The sequence below is a fragment of the Vreelandella janggokensis genome (genome assembly GCF_031451615.1).
Classification (GTDB): Bacteria; Pseudomonadota; Gammaproteobacteria; order Pseudomonadales; family Halomonadaceae; genus Vreelandella; species Vreelandella janggokensis.
Genome location: NZ_JARWAJ010000001.1, coordinates 1,400,819 through 1,423,216 on the forward strand (window position 1 = coordinate 1,400,819; position 22,398 = coordinate 1,423,216).

General features: G+C 56.0%; 18 protein-coding genes. 8 read left to right on the top strand and 10 right to left on the bottom strand.

Translation table 11 applies throughout. From position 1 onward, the window contains the following. The first annotated feature begins 75 nt into the window (after positions 1-75). From gloB to QC816_RS06455, 6 genes are read left to right on the top strand one after another with little or no spacing between them, the layout of a single operon-like run. Positions 76-843 carry a hydroxyacylglutathione hydrolase gene (gloB, locus tag QC816_RS06430; RefSeq protein ID WP_085918612.1) on the top strand — a complete coding sequence of 256 codons (768 nt, stop codon included), beginning with the start codon at positions 76-78 and terminating at the stop codon, positions 841-843. 26 nt (positions 844-869) lie between these two features. Then, the gene (locus tag QC816_RS06435; RefSeq protein WP_309781401.1) at positions 870-2,084 is read left to right on the top strand and encodes a transglycosylase SLT domain-containing protein; all 1,215 of its coding nucleotides are present in this window, start codon (positions 870-872) and stop codon (positions 2,082-2,084) included. 33 nt (positions 2,085-2,117) lie between these two features. Beyond that, on the top strand, positions 2,118-4,019 hold the full coding sequence (locus tag QC816_RS06440; RefSeq protein WP_309781402.1) for an extracellular solute-binding protein: 1,902 nt from the start codon (positions 2,118-2,120) through the stop codon (positions 4,017-4,019). 35 nt (positions 4,020-4,054) lie between these two features. Then, on the top strand, positions 4,055-5,128 hold the full coding sequence (locus tag QC816_RS06445; RefSeq protein ID WP_085918615.1) for a microcin C ABC transporter permease YejB: 1,074 nt from the start codon (positions 4,055-4,057) through the stop codon (positions 5,126-5,128). Positions 5,129-5,130: 2 nt separating this feature from the next. Further along, complete coding sequence (locus QC816_RS06450; RefSeq protein WP_085918616.1) at positions 5,131-6,204, top strand: ABC transporter permease; 1,074 nt, start codon at positions 5,131-5,133, stop codon at positions 6,202-6,204. After that, positions 6,197-7,789 (top strand): ABC transporter ATP-binding protein, encoded by a 1,593-nt coding sequence (locus tag QC816_RS06455; protein WP_309781403.1) that lies wholly within the window; start codon positions 6,197-6,199, stop codon positions 7,787-7,789. Before QC816_RS06450 ends, QC816_RS06455 begins: the two co-directional genes overlap by 8 nt. Before the next feature lie 132 nt (positions 7,790-7,921). On the opposite strand, the gene QC816_RS06460 is transcribed toward QC816_RS06455, so the two are convergent. Both QC816_RS06460 and QC816_RS06465 read right to left on the bottom strand, forming a co-directional pair. Next, positions 7,922-8,626, bottom strand: coding sequence for a pseudouridine synthase (locus QC816_RS06460; RefSeq protein WP_309781404.1), 705 nt, complete (start codon positions 8,624-8,626; stop codon positions 7,922-7,924). Beyond that, entirely contained in the window at positions 8,626-9,441 is an 816-nt protein-coding gene (locus QC816_RS06465; protein WP_309781405.1) for an amidohydrolase, read from the bottom strand. Before QC816_RS06465 ends, QC816_RS06460 begins: the two co-directional genes overlap by 1 nt. A 72-nt stretch (positions 9,442-9,513) precedes the next feature. Between QC816_RS06465 and rarD the strand changes: the two genes are divergently transcribed. Continuing rightward, complete coding sequence (gene rarD / locus QC816_RS06470; RefSeq protein WP_264827441.1) at positions 9,514-10,422, top strand: EamA family transporter RarD; 909 nt, start codon at positions 9,514-9,516, stop codon at positions 10,420-10,422. Here the strand turns inward: rarD and QC816_RS06475 are convergent. Beyond that, positions 10,393-12,042: a methyl-accepting chemotaxis protein gene (locus QC816_RS06475; protein WP_264827425.1), complete on the bottom strand. Its 1,650-nt coding sequence runs from the start codon at positions 12,040-12,042 to the stop codon at positions 10,393-10,395. The genes rarD and QC816_RS06475 overlap by 30 nt on opposite strands. Positions 12,043-12,288: 246 nt before the next feature. Between QC816_RS06475 and QC816_RS06480 the strand changes: the two genes are divergently transcribed. After that, positions 12,289-13,992, top strand: a complete 1,704-nt coding sequence (locus QC816_RS06480) for a SulP family inorganic anion transporter (protein ID WP_309781406.1) — start codon at positions 12,289-12,291, stop codon at positions 13,990-13,992. Between the two features lie 22 nt (positions 13,993-14,014). Here the strand turns inward: QC816_RS06480 and QC816_RS06485 are convergent, their stop codons facing one another. The 7 genes from QC816_RS06485 to QC816_RS06515 all read right to left on the bottom strand — a co-directional run bounded on the left by QC816_RS06485 (position 14,015) and on the right by QC816_RS06515 (position 22,396). Further along, the gene (locus tag QC816_RS06485) at positions 14,015-15,859 is read right to left on the bottom strand and encodes a protein kinase domain-containing protein (RefSeq protein ID WP_309781407.1); all 1,845 of its coding nucleotides are present in this window, start codon (positions 15,857-15,859) and stop codon (positions 14,015-14,017) included. 12 nt (positions 15,860-15,871) lie between these two features. Beyond that, positions 15,872-17,116, bottom strand: a complete 1,245-nt coding sequence (locus tag QC816_RS06490; RefSeq protein WP_268901208.1) for a 2-oxo acid dehydrogenase subunit E2 — start codon at positions 17,114-17,116, stop codon at positions 15,872-15,874. Between the two features lie 18 nt (positions 17,117-17,134). Next, the gene (locus tag QC816_RS06495) at positions 17,135-18,112 is read right to left on the bottom strand and encodes an alpha-ketoacid dehydrogenase subunit beta (RefSeq protein WP_066317536.1); all 978 of its coding nucleotides are present in this window, start codon (positions 18,110-18,112) and stop codon (positions 17,135-17,137) included. Between the two features lies 1 nt (position 18,113). Beyond that, positions 18,114-19,316 carry a thiamine pyrophosphate-dependent dehydrogenase E1 component subunit alpha gene (locus QC816_RS06500; protein ID WP_085918625.1) on the bottom strand — a complete coding sequence of 401 codons (1,203 nt, stop codon included), beginning with the start codon at positions 19,314-19,316 and terminating at the stop codon, positions 18,114-18,116. 134 nt (positions 19,317-19,450) lie between these two features. Next, the gene (locus QC816_RS06505) at positions 19,451-20,173 is read right to left on the bottom strand and encodes an ABC transporter permease (RefSeq protein ID WP_085918661.1); all 723 of its coding nucleotides are present in this window, start codon (positions 20,171-20,173) and stop codon (positions 19,451-19,453) included. A 43-nt stretch (positions 20,174-20,216) separates the two neighbouring features. Then, a complete protein-coding gene (locus QC816_RS06510; protein ID WP_309781408.1) occupies positions 20,217-21,182 on the bottom strand; it encodes an ABC transporter ATP-binding protein in 966 nt (321 codons plus the stop codon). Beyond that, the gene (locus tag QC816_RS06515; protein ID WP_085918627.1) at positions 21,179-22,396 is read right to left on the bottom strand and encodes an ABC transporter permease; all 1,218 of its coding nucleotides are present in this window, start codon (positions 22,394-22,396) and stop codon (positions 21,179-21,181) included. The genes QC816_RS06510 and QC816_RS06515 overlap by 4 nt, the downstream gene beginning before the upstream one ends. Between the last annotated feature and the right edge of the window lie 2 nt (positions 22,397-22,398).

The window sequence follows — 22,398 nt, forward strand, 5'->3', positions numbered from 1 at the left end:
ACTGCTTTTTGACGTCTTGCATCATGAAAAAGCTATTAATCATGAGCGCTAATCCATCGTTAAAGGATCTCGCCTATGCTGAGCGTGACACCGATTCCCGCCCTTAGCGACAACTATATTTGGCTGCTCCGACAGGATACCAGTCAAGAGGTGTGCGTGGTGGATCCTGGTGAAGCGTTGCCGGTTATCGAGTTTCTTGAACGCGAGTCGTTGTCACTCGGCACTGTCCTGGTCACTCATCATCATCCTGATCATACTGATGGGCTGGGAGAATTAATCAGGCGCTATGCCCCCCGGGTAATAGGCCCGGACAATCCCTCTATCGAGGGGGTCGACGAGCGGGTCAGTGATGGCGATGAAATTCGCGTCATGGGCCGCCTGTTCGAGGTCATCGAGACGCCTGGGCATACGTTAGACCATATCAGTTATTTTACACCAGGGATTCCCCCGTTATTGTTCTGCGGCGACACCCTGTTTTGTGCCGGTTGTGGCCGCCTTTTTGAAGGGACCCCTGAGCAGATGCACAAGGCATTGAAACGCTTTGCTGCCCTGCCGGAAGAAACATTTGTGTTTGCTGCTCACGAATACACGTTGGCCAACCTTCGCTTTGCCAGCGAAGCAGACCCGGAAAATGAAGACGTCAAACACGCCTTAACGGAGTGTGAGAAGGCACGGGCACTAGACCGCCCCACCTTACCCAGCACGATAGGACGCGAGCTGAAAATCAACCCCTACTTGCGTGTCGATACGGAAAGTGTCCGCGGCGCCGCAAGCAAGCAGGGCGCTATTGATAATGATCTCGCAACGTTCACCACTCTGCGTGAGTGGAAGAATCGTTTCTAAACGCTATCGCAACGACGTAAACTACTATGACCTATCGCACGATTCGCCAACGCCTTTTATTGGGCGCCGGCAGTACCGTGATCATGAGCCTGTTACTGGCAGCTGCCGCTAACTCTCAGGCATCCGCTATCCAATACGACCCTTCTCAGCGGTCTGCCTCCGATTCACGGAATGCCTCTGCGTCCGATCATCCCACAGCGTCTCATGTACATTTCTGGGAAGAGCTGATGCTGGAGCCTCAGGATGCCTGGAGCAAACTGCGTGACAGCTTCCACTGGCGCGAGCAGTCACTGTCTGCCAAGGCACAGGCACGTGTCGATGAATGGATAGACCACTACCGCTCAAGCCCTGAAAATATTGCTGAAATCACCGGTCGTGCAAGTCCATGGCTTGCCTGGATCACTCAGCAGATAAGTGATCGCAACCTGCCGGGAGAATTAGCGCTTATACCCTTCGTTGAAAGCTCTTTTGACCCCAATGCGCGAAGTCATCGGGGCGCTGCTGGTCTATGGCAATTTATGCCTGGCACCGGTGACGCTTTAGGGCTTGTACGCAACGGCCATTACGACGGCAGGCTCGACGTTGTCACCTCGACTAACGCCGCGCTGGACTACCTCGAAATGCAGGCCGACCAGTGGTATGAAGGGGACCTGCAGCTTTCTCTTGCCGCCTACAATGCAGGCGCCGGGACAGTCAATAAAGCCAAACAACGCGCCGAAAACCAAGGCTTGCAAGGCAGCTATTGGGATCTGAACCTGCCCCAGGAAACCATGCAATACCTGCCCAAGCTGCTTGCTATTGCCAAGATTATCGATGATCCGGAACGCTACAATGTCAGCTTGCCGGATATTCATACAGAGCCGGCCTTCGCCAAGGTAAAGCTCGAGCATTCGGTTACCCTGTCTGAAGCGTCAAAGTTGCTTCGGATAGATAAATCGGCGCTGGCTGAACTCAACCCCGGTCTCCTCAATGGTGCGCTCAACCCATCAAGTTCTCAAACGCTGCTGGTACCTGAAGACGTGGATCATGACGTTCTCGCAGAGCTGTCAAACGGTGCAAATGAGCGCCAGGCCATAGCCAGCGCCAATACGCCCGACACTTACCGCGTGGAAAGCGGCGATAGCCTATCAGTGATAGCGAGTCGCTATAATCTGAGCGCTCAAGAGTTGATGCGGTTAAATGAGATTGAACGTCCAGAAGCTTTACAAGCAGGCCAACTCCTGACACTTTCAGGACGTTGAGACTCATCGCCTTGTTGATAGGGAAATTGCCCCATGCGCTGTGGCGTTATTCTGCGTCCTGTTTTATGCCTTGCCCGTAACGCGCTGCTTGCGGCATCACTCCTGGCCAGCACTCATGCCAGCAGTGATGCCCGCGTGGCAGAGTCCACCGCCACGGATGGCTCGGCACCTGTCGAAACCCGCCATGCGATGTCGCTTTATGACGCGCCTGCCCTCGCTGAGGATTTTGCGCACTTTTCCCACGTGAATCCCGACGCGCCCAAAGGCGGGAGTATCAAGCATACGGCGGTGGGAAGCAGTTTTGATTCGACAAACCCCTTCATTATTCGCGGCACACCAGCGGCGGGAATATTTCAGATCTACGACACCTTAATGGCAAGCAATCCTAATGAGCCTTTCAGTCTTTATGGTTTGCTTGCAGAAGGTGTGCGTCTTGACCCCGATCGTGAATGGATTGAATTCGACCTTCGCCCTGAAGCTCGCTTCCAGGACGGTGAGCCGGTCACGGCCGACGATGTCGTCTTTTCGCTGAACCTGCTTCGTGACGAAGGCAACCCTTTCTATAGCAGCTACTATGCAGGGGTTGAGCAAGCCGTTGCCCTCAATGACCACCTGGTTCGTTTCACGCTTAGCGACAGTGAGTCACGAGAGTTACCGCTTATCGTCGCCCAATTCCCCGTGCTGCCGAAGCATTACTGGGAACAGCATGATTTCACCGCCCCGACATTGGCGGCGCATCCCGGGTCTGGCCCGTATAAAATTGGCGAAGTGGATCCTGGGCGACGGATTGTCTATCAGCGCGACGACGATTATTGGGCAAAGGACCTGCCGGTCAACGTGGGCCGATACAACATTGACCGGGTGATCTACGATTATTACCGGGATCGGGATATTGCCTGGGAAGCTTTTAAGGCCGGACTGACGGATTTTCGCACTGACGCGCGCGCCGCTACCTGGGCGATTGGCTACGATTTTCCCGCTTATGAGGAAGGGCTTGTCAAGCGTATCACGGTCCCCGATGTTAACCCCTCCATGATGCAGGCGTTCGTGTTCAATCTGCGCAAGGAAAAGTTCCAGGATCCGCGCGTTCGTGAAGCGCTGAGCCTGACCTTTGATTTTCCATGGCTGAACACCAATATTTTTTACGATACCTATCAGCGGACGCAAAGCTTCTTTGAAAACTCCGAAATGGAAGCCCACGGCCTACCGAGCGACGAACAGCTTGCATTACTCGAACCCCATCGCGAGGAGCTGATGGAGTCCCACCAGTCAAAGCGGTTGTTCACGGAACCACTGCCCATCGACCATCCTCACGACCTCCGCGAACGGCTTCGCCTGGCCCTGGACCTGCTTCGCGAGGCAGGTTATCGGGTGGAAGACGGCGTTCTGGTCCATGAGGATACCCAGCAGCCGCTAAGCCTGGAAGTATTGCTATACGATTCAGGGCTTGAGCGCGTGGTACAGCCTATGTTGCGCAACATGGCCCGCCTGGGTGTGCAAACCTCGATGCGTATCGTCGATATCAATCAGTACCTCAATCGTCAGCGCAATTTTGATTTTGATATGGTAATCAGCCATTTCCCCCAGTCCAATAACCCAGGCAATGAGCAGCGTGACTTCTGGACCAGCCAAGCAGCTGACTCGCCACAGAGTCGCAATCGCATGGGCCTTGCGCATCCGGCTATCGACGATCTGGTGGAAAAGCTGATCCGAGCAGAAGACCGCGAAGAGCTTAATACCATTACCCGGGCGCTGGACCGTGTCCTGCGCTGGGGGTTTTATGTCATTCCCCACTATCATTCAGGTGAGACACGGATCGCCATATGGGATAAATTCGGTTATCCCGACCCCTTCCCCGAATACGCCATGGATTTAGACGCCTGGTGGGTGGTCCCCGAACGTGAAGCCGCTTTACAGCGCAGGTCACGCCGCTGACCTCGGCTTATTCTTGATGAACCATGGAGAGTTCTGTGGCACGTTACACCCTACGCCGACTGTTGTTGATGATTCCGACGCTTGTCGGGATCATGCTGCTCAATTTCATTATCGTGCAGGCCGCGCCTGGTGGCCCGATCGATCAAATGCTGGCACGCTTTGAAGGCGCCGATGCAATGGCCAGTACGCGCCTGGATATGGGGGGTGCCGATGTACAGGTCAACGACGAATCCCGCGGTGCCAGGGGAATCGACCCTCGCTTTATTGAGCAACTGGAACAGCAGTTTGGCTTTGATAAACCGGCCCATGAACGTTTCATCGGCATGATGGCGGATTATCTCACCTTCGATTTCGGCACCAGCTTTTTTCGCGACCGGCCGGTAATCGATTTGATGATAGAGCGTTTGCCGGTATCTATCTCGCTGGGGCTTTGGACGACCTTGCTGGTCTACCTCATCTCGATTCCGCTAGGCATACGGAAGGCCCTGCGCCACGGCTCACGATTTGACGTCTGGACATCCGGGCTGGTCATCGTCGGTTACGCCATCCCGGGGTTTTTATTCGCCATCTTGCTGATTGTGCTATTTGCCGGTGGCACCTACCTGGACTGGTTTCCACTCAGGGGGCTCACTTCCCCTTATTTCGACCAGCTTTCCACCTGGGGTAAGGTCAAGGATTATTTCTGGCATATCACGCTTCCTGTATTGGCTGCATCGATTGGCAGTTTCGCCACGCTCACCATGCTGACCAAGAACAGCTTTCTGGATGAAATCCACAAGCAATACGTGCTGACAGCCCGGGCCAAGGGCGCCGATGAGCAGCGCATTCTTTATGGACACGTGTTTCGTAATGCCATGCTGATCATTATTGCCGGCCTGCCCTCAGCCTTGATTGGTATCTTCTTTACTGGCTCGTTACTGATTGAGGTGATTTTCTCTCTTGATGGGCTGGGCCTGCTGGGGTTTGAAGCGGTCATGCAGCGAGACTATCCCGTCATTTTCGGTACGCTGTTTCTCTATACGGTCATCGGGTTGCTGCTGAAACTGCTGTCAGATCTCACCTATGTGTGGGTTGACCCGCGCATCGACTTTGCCACCCGGGAGTCGTGACCATGACTGTTTCTACGTCTCGATTTTCACCCATTACCCGGCGCCGCTTTGCCGCATTCAGGTCGAACCGCCGCGCCTGGGTATCATTATGGGTGTTTGGTGTCGTGTTTGTGTTGAGCCTGTTTGCCGAACTGATCGCCAACGATAAACCGATCATCATGCAATACGATGGTCAGTGGTATGTTCCGCTGCTGGTCGACTACCCCGAAACGGAATTTGACGGCTTCTTGCCTACACGAACCGATTACCTGGACCCCTTTGTCCAGCAGCAGATCGAGAACAACGGTTGGGCGTTGTGGCCCCTGATTCCGTTTTCTTACCAGACCCTGGATATGCAGATGACCCGCCCGTCGCCTGCCCCGCCAGATGGTCGCCACTGGCTGGGCACCGATGACCAGGGACGGGATGTGCTTGCGCGTGTGATTTACGGCTTTCGTCTTTCGGTCGCGTTTGCCCTGGTATTAACGGCTGGATCATTGGTACTAGGCGTGCTTGCGGGGGGTGTCCAGGGCTATTTTGGCGGCAAGACGGACCTTGTCGGCCAACGCATTACCGAAATATGGTCAGGACTCCCAGTACTGTTTCTGCTGATCATTCTCGCCAGTTTCGTGCAGCCCGGTTTCTGGTGGCTGCTGGGTATCATGCTGCTGTTTTCCTGGCTTGGGCTGGTGGACATCGTGCGCGCCGAATTCCTGCGTGCACGTAACCTAGAGTACGTTCGCGCGGCCAAAGCCATGGGGCTGCCGTCGCGTCTGATCATGTGGCGACACGTGCTGCCCAATGCCATGGTGGCCACCCTGACGTTCATCCCTTTCCTGTTTACCGGGGCCATTGGCACCTTGACCGCGTTGGATTTTCTGGGGTTTGGACTACCACCGGGAGCGCCTTCACTGGGCGAGCTTGCCGCTCAGGGCAAAAACAACCTGCACGCACCCTGGCTGGGCATCACCGCCTTCATGACCCTGGCCATTATGCTTTCGCTGCTGGTGTTTATCGGCGAAGGCCTACGTGACGCCTTTGACCCCCGCCACGTTCAGCAGCTACCAACGCCTGCTAAGGAAACGCCCCATGCCTGAGCCGCTACTTTGCGTCGACAACCTGACCATCGCCTTTGATGGTAGCTCGGTGGTCGAGTCACTGAGTTTGGAGCTACATGCAGGCGAGACGCTGGCCATTGTGGGCGAATCCGGCTCAGGCAAATCGGTATCGGCGCTCGGATTGATGAATCTGTTGCCGGCCAATGCCAGGGTAAGCGGCGAACGACGTCTGAACGGTACCCCGCTTAACTCACTTGGCAATGCCGAGTGGAACGCCCTGCGCGGCAATACGGTAGGCGTTGTCTTCCAGGAGCCAATGACATCGCTCAACCCACTACACCGGATTGGTAAGCAGATTGGTGAATCCCTTCGCCTGCACCAGGGGCTTCGTGGAAAAGCCGCCCGAGCAAGGGCCAAAAACCTGCTTGAACAAGTGAAACTGCCGCGTGCTGAAGAACTGCTCGATGCATGGCCTCACCAGCTATCCGGGGGGCAGCGTCAACGGGTTATGATCGCAATGGCGATTGCCAATAACCCATCGCTGTTGATCGCCGACGAGCCCACCACCGCACTGGACGTCACCGTTCAACAGGAAATTCTGGCCCTGCTGAAAGAGCTGCGCGACCAGCACGGCATGGGGCTGCTGTTGATCAGTCACGACCTTAACCTGGTACGCCGTCATGCAGACCGTGTGTGCGTCATGTATCAGGGTAAAATCCAGGAGTCTGGCCCCGTCGAGCAGGTGTTTGAGCGGCCACAAAGCGATTATACCCAGCGACTGCTGGCCGCCGAGCCGGAAGGCAGGCCATCGCCTGTTGCCGAGCGTTCGCCGTTACTGACCGTCAGACAGTTGAGCGTAAGCTTTAAACGACCCAAACCCGGATTGTTCAAGCGTCAACCGCCTGCCTTTGAAGCGGTCAAAGCCACTGACCTCACCGTCGCACCAGGCGAAACCTTGGGTATTGTGGGTGAGTCAGGTTCGGGCAAAACCACCCTCGCCTCCGCTATCATGCGGATGGTGACCAGCCAGGGCGATATCACCCTGGGTGATGCCCCCTTGAGTAAGCTGACGGGTAACGACTTGCGCCGTCAGCGGCACCGGCTACAGATGGTTTTTCAGGATCCCTATGGCGCACTGTCACCGCGTATGCCGGTATTCGATATCGTCAGCGAAGGTTTGCGGTTTCACTACCCGCACCTGTCTGATGCGGAAGTCACCGAGCGCGTCCATCAAACGCTGAGAGAAGTTGGCCTGCCGGAAAGCTGTGCAGCGCGGTACCCGCATGAATTTTCCGGTGGTCAGCGCCAGCGGATCGCCGTCGCGCGAGCCATTATCCTGGAGCCTGAGCTGCTGGTGCTGGATGAACCGACGTCAGCACTGGACCGCACCGTTCAAAAGCAGCTGGTGACACTGCTGAGGGACCTCCAGGCACGGCGCCAGCTCAGCTATCTGTTTATCAGCCATGACCTCGCCGTGGTGCGTGCGATGGCCCATCGCATCATGGTGCTGAAAGATGGCGACGTCGTCGAGCAAGGATCCTGTCTGGATGTACTGGCCTCCCCCCAGCATCCTTATACCCAATCGCTTATAGCGGCGGCGTATCTGAAAGATTTCGCGGGCTGATTTGTTCCCTGTTCAAGAATATCTCGAGATTGCCTAAAGACCAGGTAAAAAAGATAACGGTATAAAATGATAGTAAAATGAAACGCGCCTGAGCCATATCGGTGTGCGTAAGCTCAGGGCGTTCGTGGGCAATTAAAAGGTGGCGATTTCTTCCGGGGTCAGTTCACGCCATTCGCCTGGCGCAAGGGCATCAGTCAGCTCAATATCGCCAATGGAACGTCGATGCAGTGCATCTACGTGATTGCCTAACGCTACAAACATGCGCTTGACCTGATGATAGCGGCCTTCCGTGATGGTCAACTTGGCCTGGCGCGGTGATATAAAACGCAGCGTTGCTGGCTGGGTCGGGGTTTCTTCACCATCGAGCATGATGCCTTCTGCCACCTGGTTGATGGCCCACTCGGCCATATCACCTTCCATGGGCTCGGCAAGCTCAGCCACATACACCTTGGCGCAGCGATGGCGCGGTGACGTCACACGATGCGACCACTGGCCATCGTCGGTAAGCAGCAATAGACCCGTAGTATCGACATCAAGACGACCGACCGGTTGTAATCGCTCCGCCTTGGGAAGGTCAATCAGGTCGATGACCCTGGGGTAAAGCCCTCGCCTGGCGGTGCACTCCACATCAGCAGGCTTGTTCAGCATGATATAGCGTAGCCCTACCAGCGCCAGACGCGCGCCGTTAAGCAGCACCACGTCTTCTTGCGTATCAATATGCGTTGCTGCCTGCTTGATCGGCTCGCCGTTCAAGGTAACCTCACCGTTTTTTAGCGCGCGCTTAGCCAGGCTGCGCGTTAACGGGGTCGTTTCACTTAAAAAGCGATCAAGACGCATTATTGGCCGACTCCTGGGAGTAATGAAAATCGATCGGCGTCTTGCCAGGCAGGAAATTTTTCTCGAAAAGCATCTAGATCCGTTTTATTGAGGCATCCCGTTTCCACAAACGGCGTATGCGCTGAATGGTCGATAAGTGGCTCGCCTTTGAAATCAACCAGCATGGAGTCGCCGCTGTACGCCAGGCCTTTGGCATCTTCGCCCACGCGATTGACGCCAATCACGTAGGTCAGGTTTTCAATCGCCCGGGCCCGAAGCAAGGTGCGCCAGGGTTGACGGCGAGGTGCGGGCCAGTTGGCCACGCACAGCAGCGCATCATACTCGAAATGTTCGCCTTGTGCCGGTTGCTGGCGCAGCCAAACCGGAAATCTCAAGTCGTAGCAGACCGTGAGCAGTATTTTGAATCCGTTCAATTCGACAATTTCACGACGCTCCCCCATGTCATAACGCTCATGTTCACCGGCCATGCGAAACAGGTGTCGCTTGTCGTAATAGGTCAGCTCCCCATCCGGCATGGCCCAGATCAGCCGGTTGTAGAATTCACCCTCATGCTGGATGGCCACACTCCCGGTCATGACGCACTGACGTGACCGGGCCTGATGCTTAATCCAGGCAACACTTTGGCTTTCGTCCATGGGCTGTGCCATCTCACGGGAGTTCATCGTAAACCCGGTGGCAAACATTTCGGGCAATACGATCAGATCAGTTTCCCGGTTATCTAGATCACCCAGCAGCTTCTCAAGGTGGGTGTGGTTGGCTTCCGGGTTTTCCCAGCGCAGATCGCACTGCACCAGGCTGGTTCTGAGTTGGCTCATCGAATCACTCCTTTACGCCGTTCATGTTGTCGAGTTTGTGTTAGATTAGCATTTTTAAATAATGAGGCTGCTATGCATCCCACTCCACCACGCGATCCCGAAGCCGTCAAAGGGGTCACCTTTGGTTTGACGGCCTATACCATGTGGGGATGCTTCCCGCTTTTTTTTGCGCTGTTTGATGGCGTACCGGCGGTCGAGATACTGGTTCACCGCATTTTGTGGTCATGTCTTTTCCTGGTGGGCCTTATTACCCTCCTACGCCGCTGGCCGCCGGTTGTCGCCGCCCTGGTGGAGCCCAGGCGTCTCGGCCGTGTTCTCGCCTGCGCCTTGCTGATTGGGTTCAATTGGGGAATGTATATCTACGCGGTTGAAACCCGCCAAGTATTACAGGCCAGTTTAGGTTATTTTTTAACCCCGCTGGTCAATGTGGCGCTGGGCATGCTGGTACTGCGTGAAGTGATGGCACGGTTGCAACTGGTGGCACTGGGGTTGGCCAGCCTGGCGATCGCCATTCAGTTTTTCATGTTGGGGGAATTGCCATGGATCAGTCTACTGCTGGCACTGAGCTTTGGAAGTTATGGCCTGTTTCGCAAACAGGTCCCGCTTGATGGCCTGTCGGGGCTTTTTGTTGAGACGTTGTTGCTATTCCCCGTTGCGCTGATCGCATTGGCAGGCTTTAGCTGGCAAGGAACATCCCACTTTTTAGGCGACACCCAGACAACGGCCCTGTTGATCGCCAGCGGGGTCATTACGGCCCTCCCGCTCATGGCTTTTGCGGGCGCTGCGAGGCGTTTGCGCCTCGCGACGCTTGGGTTTCTGATGTACATCAACCCCAGTATCCAGTTTTTAATCGCCCTGGCTGTTTTTGGAGAACCTCTCAGCCCTATCCAGTTGGTGACGTTTATCATGATCTGGACAGGGCTGGCACTTTACTCTTGGTCTGCCTGGCAATCACGTCCCGGCCAGCTGTCGGCCAGGTAGCGCGGGCACATCGTCTTGATGGTCCAGAGCCTGAGAAACCGGTTCGCGCTCTGGCTGATAGCCGATACGGAAACCACCCCAGTGTCGGCCATTGATATAGATGGGTACTGACAGGTCATGCATGATCTCGCCCGTATCACGCTTATAGGTTTGGAGTAGCAGTGGCTTTTCGTGTGCACCACAGCGGCGCCCCGTCGGGTCGTCGAAGATACGCTTGCTGCGACAGAATTTTAAGTCGTGTTCAAAGTCGCCAGTGGGCGCACGGCTCACGGCTTGATTGTGGGTGGGCACATAGCCTTTCTTATCGCAGGTAATCGCGTAGCTCAACTCAAGTTGGGTAAGTAACGGTTCCTGGATATCGGGCAGATATTTATCGGTAAAGTCATCGAACGACGTTCGATACAGCGGTGGCCGAGTATCGGGGATCTGCTGATAGCTGGGCTGGAACAACGCCGCTTCGCTTAATTCGCCGCGTTTGAGGGCGTTCTCAAACAGTTTGCCCAACCGGTCGGCGGCTTTCCGCGCCGCATGAAAAACTTGTTGATGACGACCGTTGAGCCGCTGTTGCGCCAGCTCGCCATCAACACCTTCTGCCGCTTCCATCAGCGCACGGGCCTGATTCGCCAGGTCGTGCATGTCGCGGTTGCCTTCATCAACGTCTGCTTCCAGCTCGTGCAAGGTATCGGCCACGGTCTGGCTATGCTGATGGGTATTATCGATGGCGTCCGCAACGCTGCTGATTTCACTTTGCACTTGATCAAATTCCTGGGTAATGGTGCCCAGACTGGTACCGACGTGCTGCATGTCAGCGGACCGGTGGCTGATTCGACTCATCAGGCTCCCCATCGATGACACCACGTTTTGCCCGCTTTGATGCATATCCTTGACGAGCTCATCCACGCTTTGAGTGGCCGTCGAGGTCTTGTGAGCCAGGTTGCGAACCTCACCGGCCACGACAGCAAACCCTCGTCCGTGCTCGCCTGCCCGTGCGGCCTCAATGGAGGCATTGAGCGATAACAGGTGCGTTTGTTCGGCAATGTCTTCAATCATTGAGGTGACGTTGCGCACACGCTCGATCTTGTCGTTAAGCGCGGTCAGCATTTCCAGCGCTTGCTGGGACTGTTCGGACACATCGCTCATTTCCTGGATGATATCGGTGAGTGCTTCCTGATTGTGATGACTGGCTTCGCGGGCGCTTTCAGCGAGCGTGGCAACCTGAGAGGCGCTGGCACTGACCTGCATGATAGCCGTATTGATAGCCCCCATGCTGGCTGACGACTCTCGAGCCATTCTTTCCTGTTTAGTGAGACGCTGATCCATCAAATCTGCGTAGTGTGAAACTTCTGCCGAGGCGATCGCGGTGCTGCTGGCGCGCTTCATTAACCTAAACGCCATGGCGCGTAGCGACGCATAATCGGCCATTAACCGATTGACAGGTCGCCTGCTCTCCAACGACTGCTGATCTGCCTGGTATAGCGCTCCCCAGGCCATCAAAACACTCAGCCCCCCCGCAAGGGCCGCCAACCCCACCGCTACATATCCCCCAAATGTACTGAAAGACACCAGCCAACCCGCCAGTGCCAAGAGCACGATGGGAACCGCCCATTGAATGACACGCATAGTCAGTTCTCTTGTTATTAAAGTGGTAATGATGCCCCAAGTCTTCCATTAGACTTATCGTAAGCTTACTAATTAATGAGGATTAAATAAGTAACACTTTGGGGGAAGGACGCCCCTCTGAAGATGAAATTACCGCAGGGTGCCGTAATTTGACTTATAACTTGTTAATATAATGACCTACATTCGCGTTAAGCTCTGACACAGCTTATCAATCCGATGAATTGAGGCGGATCGCCCCGGGAGCCCATGCTAAAGCGCTACTTGCCAATTCTGTCCTGGCTGCCTTACTACCATAAGCGGTTACTGGGAGCAGATTTACTTGCCGGCTTGATTGTCACCGTCATGGTCATACCGCAGTCGCTTGCCTATGCCCTTCTCGCAGGACTTCCGGCCGTGGTGGGCCTTTACGCCAGTATTTTACCGCAGCTGGTATATACCCTGTTTGGTACCAGCCGTACCCTGGCTGTGGGCCCTGTGGCGATTATTGCGCTAATGACCGGGGCTGCCCTTTCATCGGTTGCCTCTCCAGGATCTGATGTCTACCTGGAAGCCGCCTTGGTGCTGTCGATGCTTTCGGGGGGCATGCTGGTCGCCATGGGGCTGCTGAAAATGGGCTTTTTTAGCAATTTCTTGAGCCACCCGGTCATTTCAGGTTTTCTAACGGCCTCAGGTATTCTGATTGCGGTCAGTCAGCTTGGCAGTCTGTTGGGGATCGAAAGCAGCGGTTTCACTCTGGTGGAGCGTTTGATGACGCTCATCCCCAACCTGGATGCCCTCAACGTGCCCACCTGCCTTTTGGGGCTTGGCACACTGGTGTTTTTGGTATGGCTTCGTCGACATGGGAAATCGACACTCAAGCGCCTGGGGCTACCCAATAGTGCTGCCGACCTGGTCGCCAAGGCAGGGCCGGTGATCGCCGTGGTTGCTACCACCCTTGCCACCTGGTACTGGGGGCTTGCTGATCAGGGCGTCAATGTCGTCGGCGACGTGCCGTCTGGGCTTCCCGCTTTCAGCCTGCCGTGGGCTGATGCCTCGTTATGGAAAGCGCTATTCATTCCGGCCTTGCTCATCAGCCTGGTCGGTTTTGTCGAGTCGGTGTCGATGGGGCAGATGCTGGCGGCCAAACGGCGCCAGCGCATTTCCCCCAATCAGGAATTGATTGGCCTGGGCGCAACCAACCTGGCCGCGGCCGTTACCCATGGCATGCCGGTGACCGGCGGCCTGTCACGCACGGTGATTAACTTTGATGCGGGCGCTCAGACGCCAGCTGCCGGTGCTTTTGCCGCGCTGGGCATTGCGCTGGTGACGATGGCGTTTACGGGATGGCTTTACTACCTGCCAATTGCCACCCTGGCAGCGACGATTACCGTGTCTATCCTGACCCTGGTGGATATCCCCATGCTGCGCCAGACGTGGCGCTATTCCCGCAGTGATTTCTCAGCCATGGCGCTTACCATCATCCTGACGCTTGTCGAGGGAATCGAGGCGGGTATTCTGGGGGGCGTGACCCTTTCCATTGCACTTTATCTATATCGTACCAGTCGCCCGCACAGCGCGCTTGTCGGGCGCGTTCCTGGCACCGAACACTTCCGTAACATTACCCGTCACGATGTCGAGACTGTAAGCCGTGTCGCACTACTGCGAATTGATGAAAGCCTGTACTTCGCCAATGCGCGCTATCTGGAAGATACGCTGTATAATCTGGTGGCCAGCCGCCCCGAACTGGAACACGTGGTATTGATTTGCTCAGCCGTTAACCTGATTGATGCATCAGCACTGGAAAGCCTCGACGCCATCAATGCCCGCCTCAAGGACGCAAGTGTCAAGCTGCACCTTTCAGAGGTAAAAGGCCCTGTGATGGATCAGCTCAAGAAAAGTGACTTTCTTGAGGCGCTCACCGGTCGCGTCTTTCTCAGTACTTACGCGGCATGGCGGGAATTCTCCCGGTAACACCTGCAAAAATGGTCTGCCTTTATTGGCCATGTTTCCTGATATAGTCCCGGGGGTCACGCGGGTAGTATCGTTCGGGCTGGCTTTCAAGGTGCGTAAAGTAGCGGGTATCTTTGTAAGGCATTTTCATGAATCCAGAGACCCCCAGACCTTCAATTTGGCTGACTGATGCGAGCATTTTCACCAGCAACGCACGAAATTCGCCCTCCCTGGAAGGGTCGAGAAGACGATAGTAGCTGTGAATCTTGAGGTGCTTGGGCAGCGCTTCAAAAATGATCATGCCGGTGTGATGAATCTCGTTAAGCTGTTTGAGCACCTGCATGATCGATTCTGGCAATGCTAATAGCTCTTCGGGATCGGGACCATCCTCGAAGTAGCTATGCTGACGAGTACGGTCCTCAAGTTCCGGAACGGCGCTCATTTCATAGCTGATCGCCATGCCGGGTTCGCAATCAAAAGCCTCTGACGCTGAACCCCGCTCCAGATGCAACGTTTGACGGGCGTTAAACAGACAGCTCTTGAATACCCCTTGGCGATGGATCGCCCGCGCCAGGTGCACCATGTTATTGACCGCTTCGATAAACGCAGGCTTCAATGCCGGGTCGTGCAGGTTCAACGACGAATCGATATAGACCCCGTCGCGCTCCCAGCGTACCGCCAGACCGCCTACAACCGGGTACTTGCCCAGACGGCTCACCGAGGCCAGAAAGGCTTTTTCAGTTTCTCCCATCCCCTGCATGAACTGTTTGTAATAGCGATCCAGCTGCACATCGTTAACGTCGTTGAGGGTTTCAGGGGCATTGGCTTCACGCAGAAACGCCTTGCGAGAACTGTACACCACGGTGTCAATTTCCTGTTCAGCCGGACGCCCCCATACCGGTACCAGCGGTGATTGAACGCTACCCGGCAGGTCCAGCATCACCACGCGGGCCATCCGGGGCATGGCGCGCAAAAAATAGTCACCCGCTTTGCGGCGTATTTGAGGATCTGGGTCGAGCATAGCGTCCAGCGTTCGGGCAAACTCCATGGGAAGCCCCAGCGAACTGGCAGGAATCGCGCGATGACCAAAGCGGCACGACTGGGCAGACGCCAAGGCATACAAGGTGCCCGCCACGCCCTGCTCGTCAAAGCGTGGCGACGAAAGTGCTCCATTGAGCTGTTCCTCGCCAATGAAGTAGACATCGCCCAGTCGCGCATTGGTCTGTTGCAGGTTATCCGACATCAACTCCATCACATTGGCACCAACGAACTGCAATTGGGCATCGAGCTTGGCAAAGACGGATGAGCCCCAATCGATCAAGGCGATGGACTCGTCAGTCGGGTCAAAGACCAGATTGGAGGGTTTGATATCACCGTGGACGACAGGTCGCGCCTTGGGTCCGGACTCTCTGCGTAACGCCATGAGGATATCGGCTAACTGAGCGGCGATGCGGACGATCAGACGGGGTGACAGGCGCCCCTCCTTGAGCGATACCTGTTCAAGATTCAAGCCGGGCGCGCGCTCCATGACCAGAATCGATTGCCCCCGCGCGCGCTGGTAGGTAATCAACCTGGGAATGAGCGGGTGCGACACCTGCTCCAGCATGAACGCCTCTTCTTCGAGGCGTTCCTGGAGGTGAATAGGCAGGGTAATGCGCGAGAACTTGAAAACGTAGTGCGCCGTCGCTCCCTGGATCGGCGCACTACCGGCAAAAACGAAACCGTAGGCACCCTTACCGATCAGTTCGATGTCCCGGTAGCCCAACTGAGAGAGCTGCTCCTGGCACAGCGCCACCCAGTCCTTGAGCTTGCGGGCATCGTGGTGGCTCAGCAGGTATACCGACTGCTCCTCGGGTATATAAAACTGCTGAAGGGGTGCCTGAGCCATGGGGTGCCTGCGTTATCCCAGATGCAACAACATGCTATCTGGGGCTTCCAGAAAGCCCTTCCAGGTATTACAGAAGCGCGCGATCGTACCGCCGTCGATAAAACGGTGATCCCCCGCCCAGGTAATCGTCATGATCGCACGCCGCTGGACCTCGCCCTGATCATCAAAACGCGGCAGCCACTGGGTTTTGCCAATCGCCACGATGGCGGCTTCCGGGGCATTAATGATCGGCGCCGCGTAGGTGCCGCCCAGCGCCCCAATGTTGGAAATGCTGATGGTGCCACCCTTGAGATCCGCCTGATCAACCCGCCCTTCTCTGGCCGCATGGGTTAAACGACCAACTTCCCTGGCAATCTCCAGGAGCGTCAATCGCTCGACACCTTTGACATTGGGCACCAGCAAGCCAGCCTTGCTGTCCACGGCCATGCCGATATTGCAATGAGAGTAGTAGCGCAGCTCGTCGCCTGCTTGATTGAGCTGGGCATTGATAATCGGTGTTTGGGCAATCGCCAATGCCATCGCTTTCATGAAGAAAGGCATCAGCGTCAAGCGCTCCCCCTGGGCTTCTGCTACCGGTTTCAAGCGTTCCCGCATGGCGAGAAGCTGCGTCGCGTCGATTTCCTCACCGTAATGAAAATGCGGAATCGTGCTGGCCGATTCCACCATGCGCTTGGCCATCATCGCCCGCATACCACGCAGTGGCTCGACCCGGCTCACTTCACCACTCCCTCGTGATGAAGAAGCCATCGAAACGGTCTCTGCAGGTTGATCAAGATGCGCCAGGACGTCTTCTTTGAGGACTCGGCCGTCTTTGCCGCTTCCCGCGATATCCGTGAGCTGCAACTGATGCTCTCTGACCAGCCGTCTGACGGCGGGGCTGGCAGGCACTTTCCCCTGAGTAACAACCGATGGGGTTGAGGGTGACGGCTGAGTTTCCGCCTGTTTTTCAGCAGCCGGGGGCTGACTGGACGACGACGCTTCTGAGCTATCATTCAATACCTTTGCCTCATCAGCATCTTCACCCTCAGCCTGGTAGGCATAAAGGGGGGCATGGACCTTGGCAATTTGCCCCTGATCGACATACAGTTTAGTGACCACGCCTGCCTCATGGGCGGTGATTTCCACCAGCGCCTTGTCGGTCATGACCTCGACAATAGGCTGATCTTCTTCAATCCGGTCGCCTTCAGCGACGCGCCATTCGACCACTTCACACTCGACGATACCTTCGCCGATATCCGGCAACATAAAATCGCTCATTGTTGTTCTCCTCTGGCGTCAAAAATTAACGCTTTCACGAATCGCTTCAAAGATTTTCAGGTGGTCGGGTAGATACTCTTTTTCCAGCACCAGCGGGAAAGGCGTATCCAGCCCGGTCACCCGTGCAATGGGCGATTCCAGGTAGAGAAAACAACGCGCCTGAATCGTCGCGGCAATTTCACCGGCGAAACCACCGGTCAACGGCGCTTCATGGCTGACCACTAACCGACCTGTCTTGAGAACGGACTCGGCGACCGTATCTGCATCCCAGGGCAATAGCGAGCGCAGGTCGATGACTTCGCAGTTAATGCCCTGCTCCTCTGCCAACTCCACCGCTTTGCCAATCACTTCCATCTGCGCGCCCCAACCGACCAGGGTAATATCGCTGCCTTCCTTGGTGATCTCGGCCTCGCCGATGGGAAGCTGGTAATCGTCTTCCGGTACCTCGCCGACTGACGCGCGGTAAAGCCGCTTGGGTTCTAGAAACAGCACCGGATCCGGGTCACGAATGGACGCCAGTAGTAGCCCCTTGGCCTGATAGGGGTTGCGGGGCACCACAACCTTTAACCCAGGTGTATGGGTGAAGTAGGCCTCGGGGGATTGTGAGTGATAAAGGCCACCGGAAATCCCACCGCCGTAAGGCGTCCGAATGGTCAGGCCGCCGACGTTAAACAAATCGCCCGAGCGATAGCGGAATTTGGCGGTTTCGTTAACGATTTGATCGAAGGCGGGAAAAATATAATCGGCAAACTGAATTTCAGCGACTGGAACCGATCCCTGAGCAGCCAAGCCATTGGCAAAGCCAATGATACCCTGCTCTACCAAAGGGGTATTAAAACAGCGGGCCTTGCCATATTTTTCCTGCAGGTGGCTGGTGGCACGAAAGACGCCGCCAAAAATCCCCACATCTTCACCAAAACAGATGACTTTTTCGTCTTCCGCCATGGCAATGTCGAGGGCGTTATTAATTGCCTGAAGCATATTCATTGTCGGCATTTTATTCGCCCCCCTGGGAGTCGGCATCGGTGCTCACACTCAGATCCAATGACTTGGCCCCACGCGGGTAAGCCTCCGGGTAGCGGCGGATATGCTGCTTGAGCTGGTCGAACTGCTGCTGCAACGCCGGGGTGACATCCGCATAGACATCGCTGATCAGGGAGTCCAGGGGCGGAGGCGAGCGCTTTTCGGCGCGCTTCATGGTGTCCAACACTTCACGACGCAGACGTTCCTGCTCGCTGGCCTCTTCGTCTTCGCTCCACCAGCCTTTGGCCAACAGCCACTTCTGCATGCGCAACAGTGGGTCTTTGATACGCCAGGCCTCTTCCTCATTTTTGGAACGATAACCCGACGGGTCATCGGAAGAGGAATGCGCGGCCAGCCGATACGTCATCGCTTCTATCAGCACGGGTTGATTGCGTTCAACGGCGATTTCACGAGCCTGTCGCGTGGCTTCATAGACCGCCAGTATGTCGTTGCCATCCACACGGATCACATGCATGTGATAACCAAAAGCCCGGGGGGCGATACCGTCGGCTGCAAACTGCTCTACCGCCGGCGTCGAAATCGCGTAGCCATTGTTGCGGCAGAAAAAGATCACCGGGACCTGGTGGACCGAGGCCATATTCAGCGCCGCATGAAAGTCGCCTTCAGAAGCCGCCCCTTCACCAAAGAACGTTAGGGTACAGTGCCCATCGCCCGCCATTTTCTGACCATAGGCATAGCCTGTCGCCTGGGGAATCTGGGTAGCAAGCGGCGAGGAAATGGTCATGTAGTGGAGCTTTCGCGACCCATAGTGAATCGGCATCTGGCGGCCTTTGCCATAGTCCAGCTCGTTGCCGAATAGCTGATTCATGAATTCATCAATGGAAAACCCGCGGTACATCAAGGCACCCTGCTCGCGATACTGCGCCATGATCATGTCGGCATCGTCGAGCGCCGCAGTGGCGCCTACCACGGCGGCTTCTTCGCCGGTGCATTGCATGTAGAAAGACAGCCGTCCCTGACGCTGGGCCGCCAACATACGCTCATCGAGAATACGCGTTGCCAGCATCGCATGATAAATGCGCCGGGCATGGTCTTTTTCAAGCGTCGGGGCATCAGCTTCGCTGTAGAGTTCGCCCTCGGGGCTCAGCAAACTGAAGGTGGGAATCGAAAATTCATCGCCTGTCAGGAAGACAGGCTGGTGTGCATGCTGTGTCATCATTATTGTCCTTGTCGTACCCCTTTTGAGGGCAGTGTTGTCGGTGATGACCTTTTATGCCAGTGGATTTATCTGACATTGGTCAACGCAACACCTGCGACAGTAACGCAGCTGAGACACTTTAGGGATTCGACTTAAGAGGTATAAAAGCGCGAACGTAGCCGTTCCTGAAGACGCTCGAACAGGCTATCGACAGTCAACGCCAGCAACGCGATGGTCAGCGCCCCCTGAATGATATAAGCCATGTTTCCGTTCACAATACCGGCAATGATGGGGTCACCCAGATTGCTCGCACCGACGGTGGCGCCGATCGCGGCGGTCGAGATATTGATGGTGATGGAGGTCCGAATGCCGGCCAGTATGACTGGGGCCGCCAGGGGCAACTCCACCTGACAAAGGGTTTGCCAGCCCGTCATGCCCATCGCGGCGGAGGCGCTTTTAACCTCTTTATCAACGCCCTGTATGCCGCCTAGTGTATTTCGAACGATGGGTAGCGCGCCATACAGCACCAGCGCAACAATGATCGGCAGTGTGCCAAAACCTAATGCCGGTACCGCCAGCGCCAGCACGGCAACCGGTGGAAAGGTCTGACCCAGTGAGGCGACTTGCGCCACCAGAGGTAAAAAATTACGTCCCCATTCCCTTGTCACGACAATCGCCGCCAACACGCCACTCGCCGTGGTAATCACGGCGGCCGCGCTGACCACAAGGAGGTGCTGCACCAACAGCGACGCTAAGCTGGCGCGTTGATAGACTACCTGACGGGCATCCGGCTCTATCACGCGTAGCACACCGTCAGCGTAAGGAAATCCCCAGACACACACCATTAAAAGCACCAGCCAGATAGCCGGCCACATCACCTGGTTAGCGCCGCGCGCCGTCAGCGAACGGCCCAAGGCATTATGACTCACGCACTTTTCCTTGTTCCGGTTGGGCTTCCTTGACGATTTTGCGCAGTGTGAGCTCGCCTACCGGCACGTCGTGTTGGTCCACGACGGTAAGGCGATCCGTATGGTCACGCAGCATCATGGAAAGCCCCTGGCGCAGGGAAAACGCCGCGGGAATTCTCGATTGAGCAGGTAATGTTGGTCCCATCGGGGCCATATGGTCCTTTACCCGGGTCAATGCCGCCTGCTTCAGCCCGCGCTCAAGTCCGCCGAGCAACGATTCCACAAACGGATCCTGCGGATGCTGAAGCAGTGCCAGTGGCGTGCCCTGCTGAACAATATGGCCTTCACGCATCACGACCAGATGATCCGCCAGCTTTAGCGCTTCATCCATGTCATGGGTAACAAACACCACCGTTTTATGCATCTTTGCCTGGAGCCTGGCAAGTTCATCCTGAAGCTTTTCACGGGTAATCGGATCCAGTGCGCCAAAGGGTTCATCCATCAGCAAAATATCAGGGTCAGCAGCCAGCGCCCGCGCCACACCGACACGTTGCGCCTGCCCGCCCGACAGCTGATGAGGGTATTTATGGGCGAATTCATCTTTCGGCAAACCCAGCAGGTTCATCAGCTCGTCAACTTTTGCCTGAACCTCTGCGGCGGACCATTTAAGCAGGCGTGGAACGAGGCCAATATTGCGAGCCACCGTCCAGTGGGGAAATAATCCTGTGTGCTGAATCACATAGCCGATGCGACGCCGCAACTTGACCGGGTCATAGGCGGCAATCGCTTGACCATCCAATATGATGTCACCCTCGCTGTGCTCGATCAGACGGTTAATCATCCGTAAAGTGGTTGATTTACCACAGCCCGACGTACCCACAAGCGCACAAAACTTGCCTTTTGGGATGTGCAGCGAAATGTCATCCACTGCGACAGCGTCGCCAAAACGTTTGGAAACGTGGGCGAGTTCGATCATTGGGCTTCTCCAGGCGGCACGGTATTTTTCGGCCGGAGGATATCAGACAAGGCCCCCAGTCCGGCGTCTGCTATGAGCGCCAGTATCAGAATGGGCAATGCGCCCAGTAACACCATATCCATCGCTGCCTGCCCCAATCCCTGAAAAATAAAAGCCCCCAGACCGCCCGCGCCAATCAAGGCAGCAACCGCCGTAAGGCCAATAGCTTGGACCGATGTGATTCTTATACCCTCAATCAGCACCGGCAAGGCCAGTGGCAAACGTACCTGCCAGAAGCGCTGGCTATTGCGCATCCCCATCCCGCGTGCCGCTTCCAATGTTTCAGGACTGACTTGCTCAAGGGCAATGTAGGTGTTTCGCACCATCGGCAGTAGACTGTAAGCGACCAGCGCCAGCAAAGCGGGTGCCCAGCCAATGCCACTGACTCCCAGTTGAGACAACAGCGGCCACTGAGCCGCCAGCCAAGCAAGGGGGCCCAGCATTAAACCGAACAGGGCGATACTCGGAATGGTCTGCAGGAAATTGAGCACCCCAAAGGCGACTTTCTGAAAGTTTGCATAGCGGCGCATCAGCATGGCAAGGGATAGACCCAATCCAATACTGATAGCCACGGCGACACTCACCAGCGATATATGTTGTCGCAAGGCGCGCCAGAATTCATCGTCCCGAGCGCGAAACTCCTGCCCCAACGCCAACGCCTCAAGCGCCCACATGGCACACAGCCACCAGACGATCGCGACGCCCAGAAGCATCAGGACAGTCCAACGCCGTGGCAGCGTTAAACGCAAGCGCAGCTCGATCCAGCACAGGAATAATAGAGATAGCATCAGCCAATAGGCCATCCCCATATTCAGTCGAGCTGGTGGCGCATCGCTACTGACCAGCCGGTCGCTGGCCACCATCAAACCAAACGGCATCAGGAGAAGTAATAGACAGACACCTACCAGGGCAACCTGATAGTTCTGTCGACTAGGCTGGAGAGACAGCAGCACCAGGGTGAGAATGACACCGCTGACCAGCAATGCCCCCAACCAGCCCACGGCTTCAACCAGACCAGCTCCCTGGCCGCTGACGATCCGGTTGGGGGAGACGCTGACGACATCGAACAGCCAAACGGCCACCAATAGGACGCTGAGGAGAACGACGAGAACACTATTGGGCCGCCACTGTCGCCAAGACATACGCGGACTTGGCAAAGCATCCAGCAACGCCATTA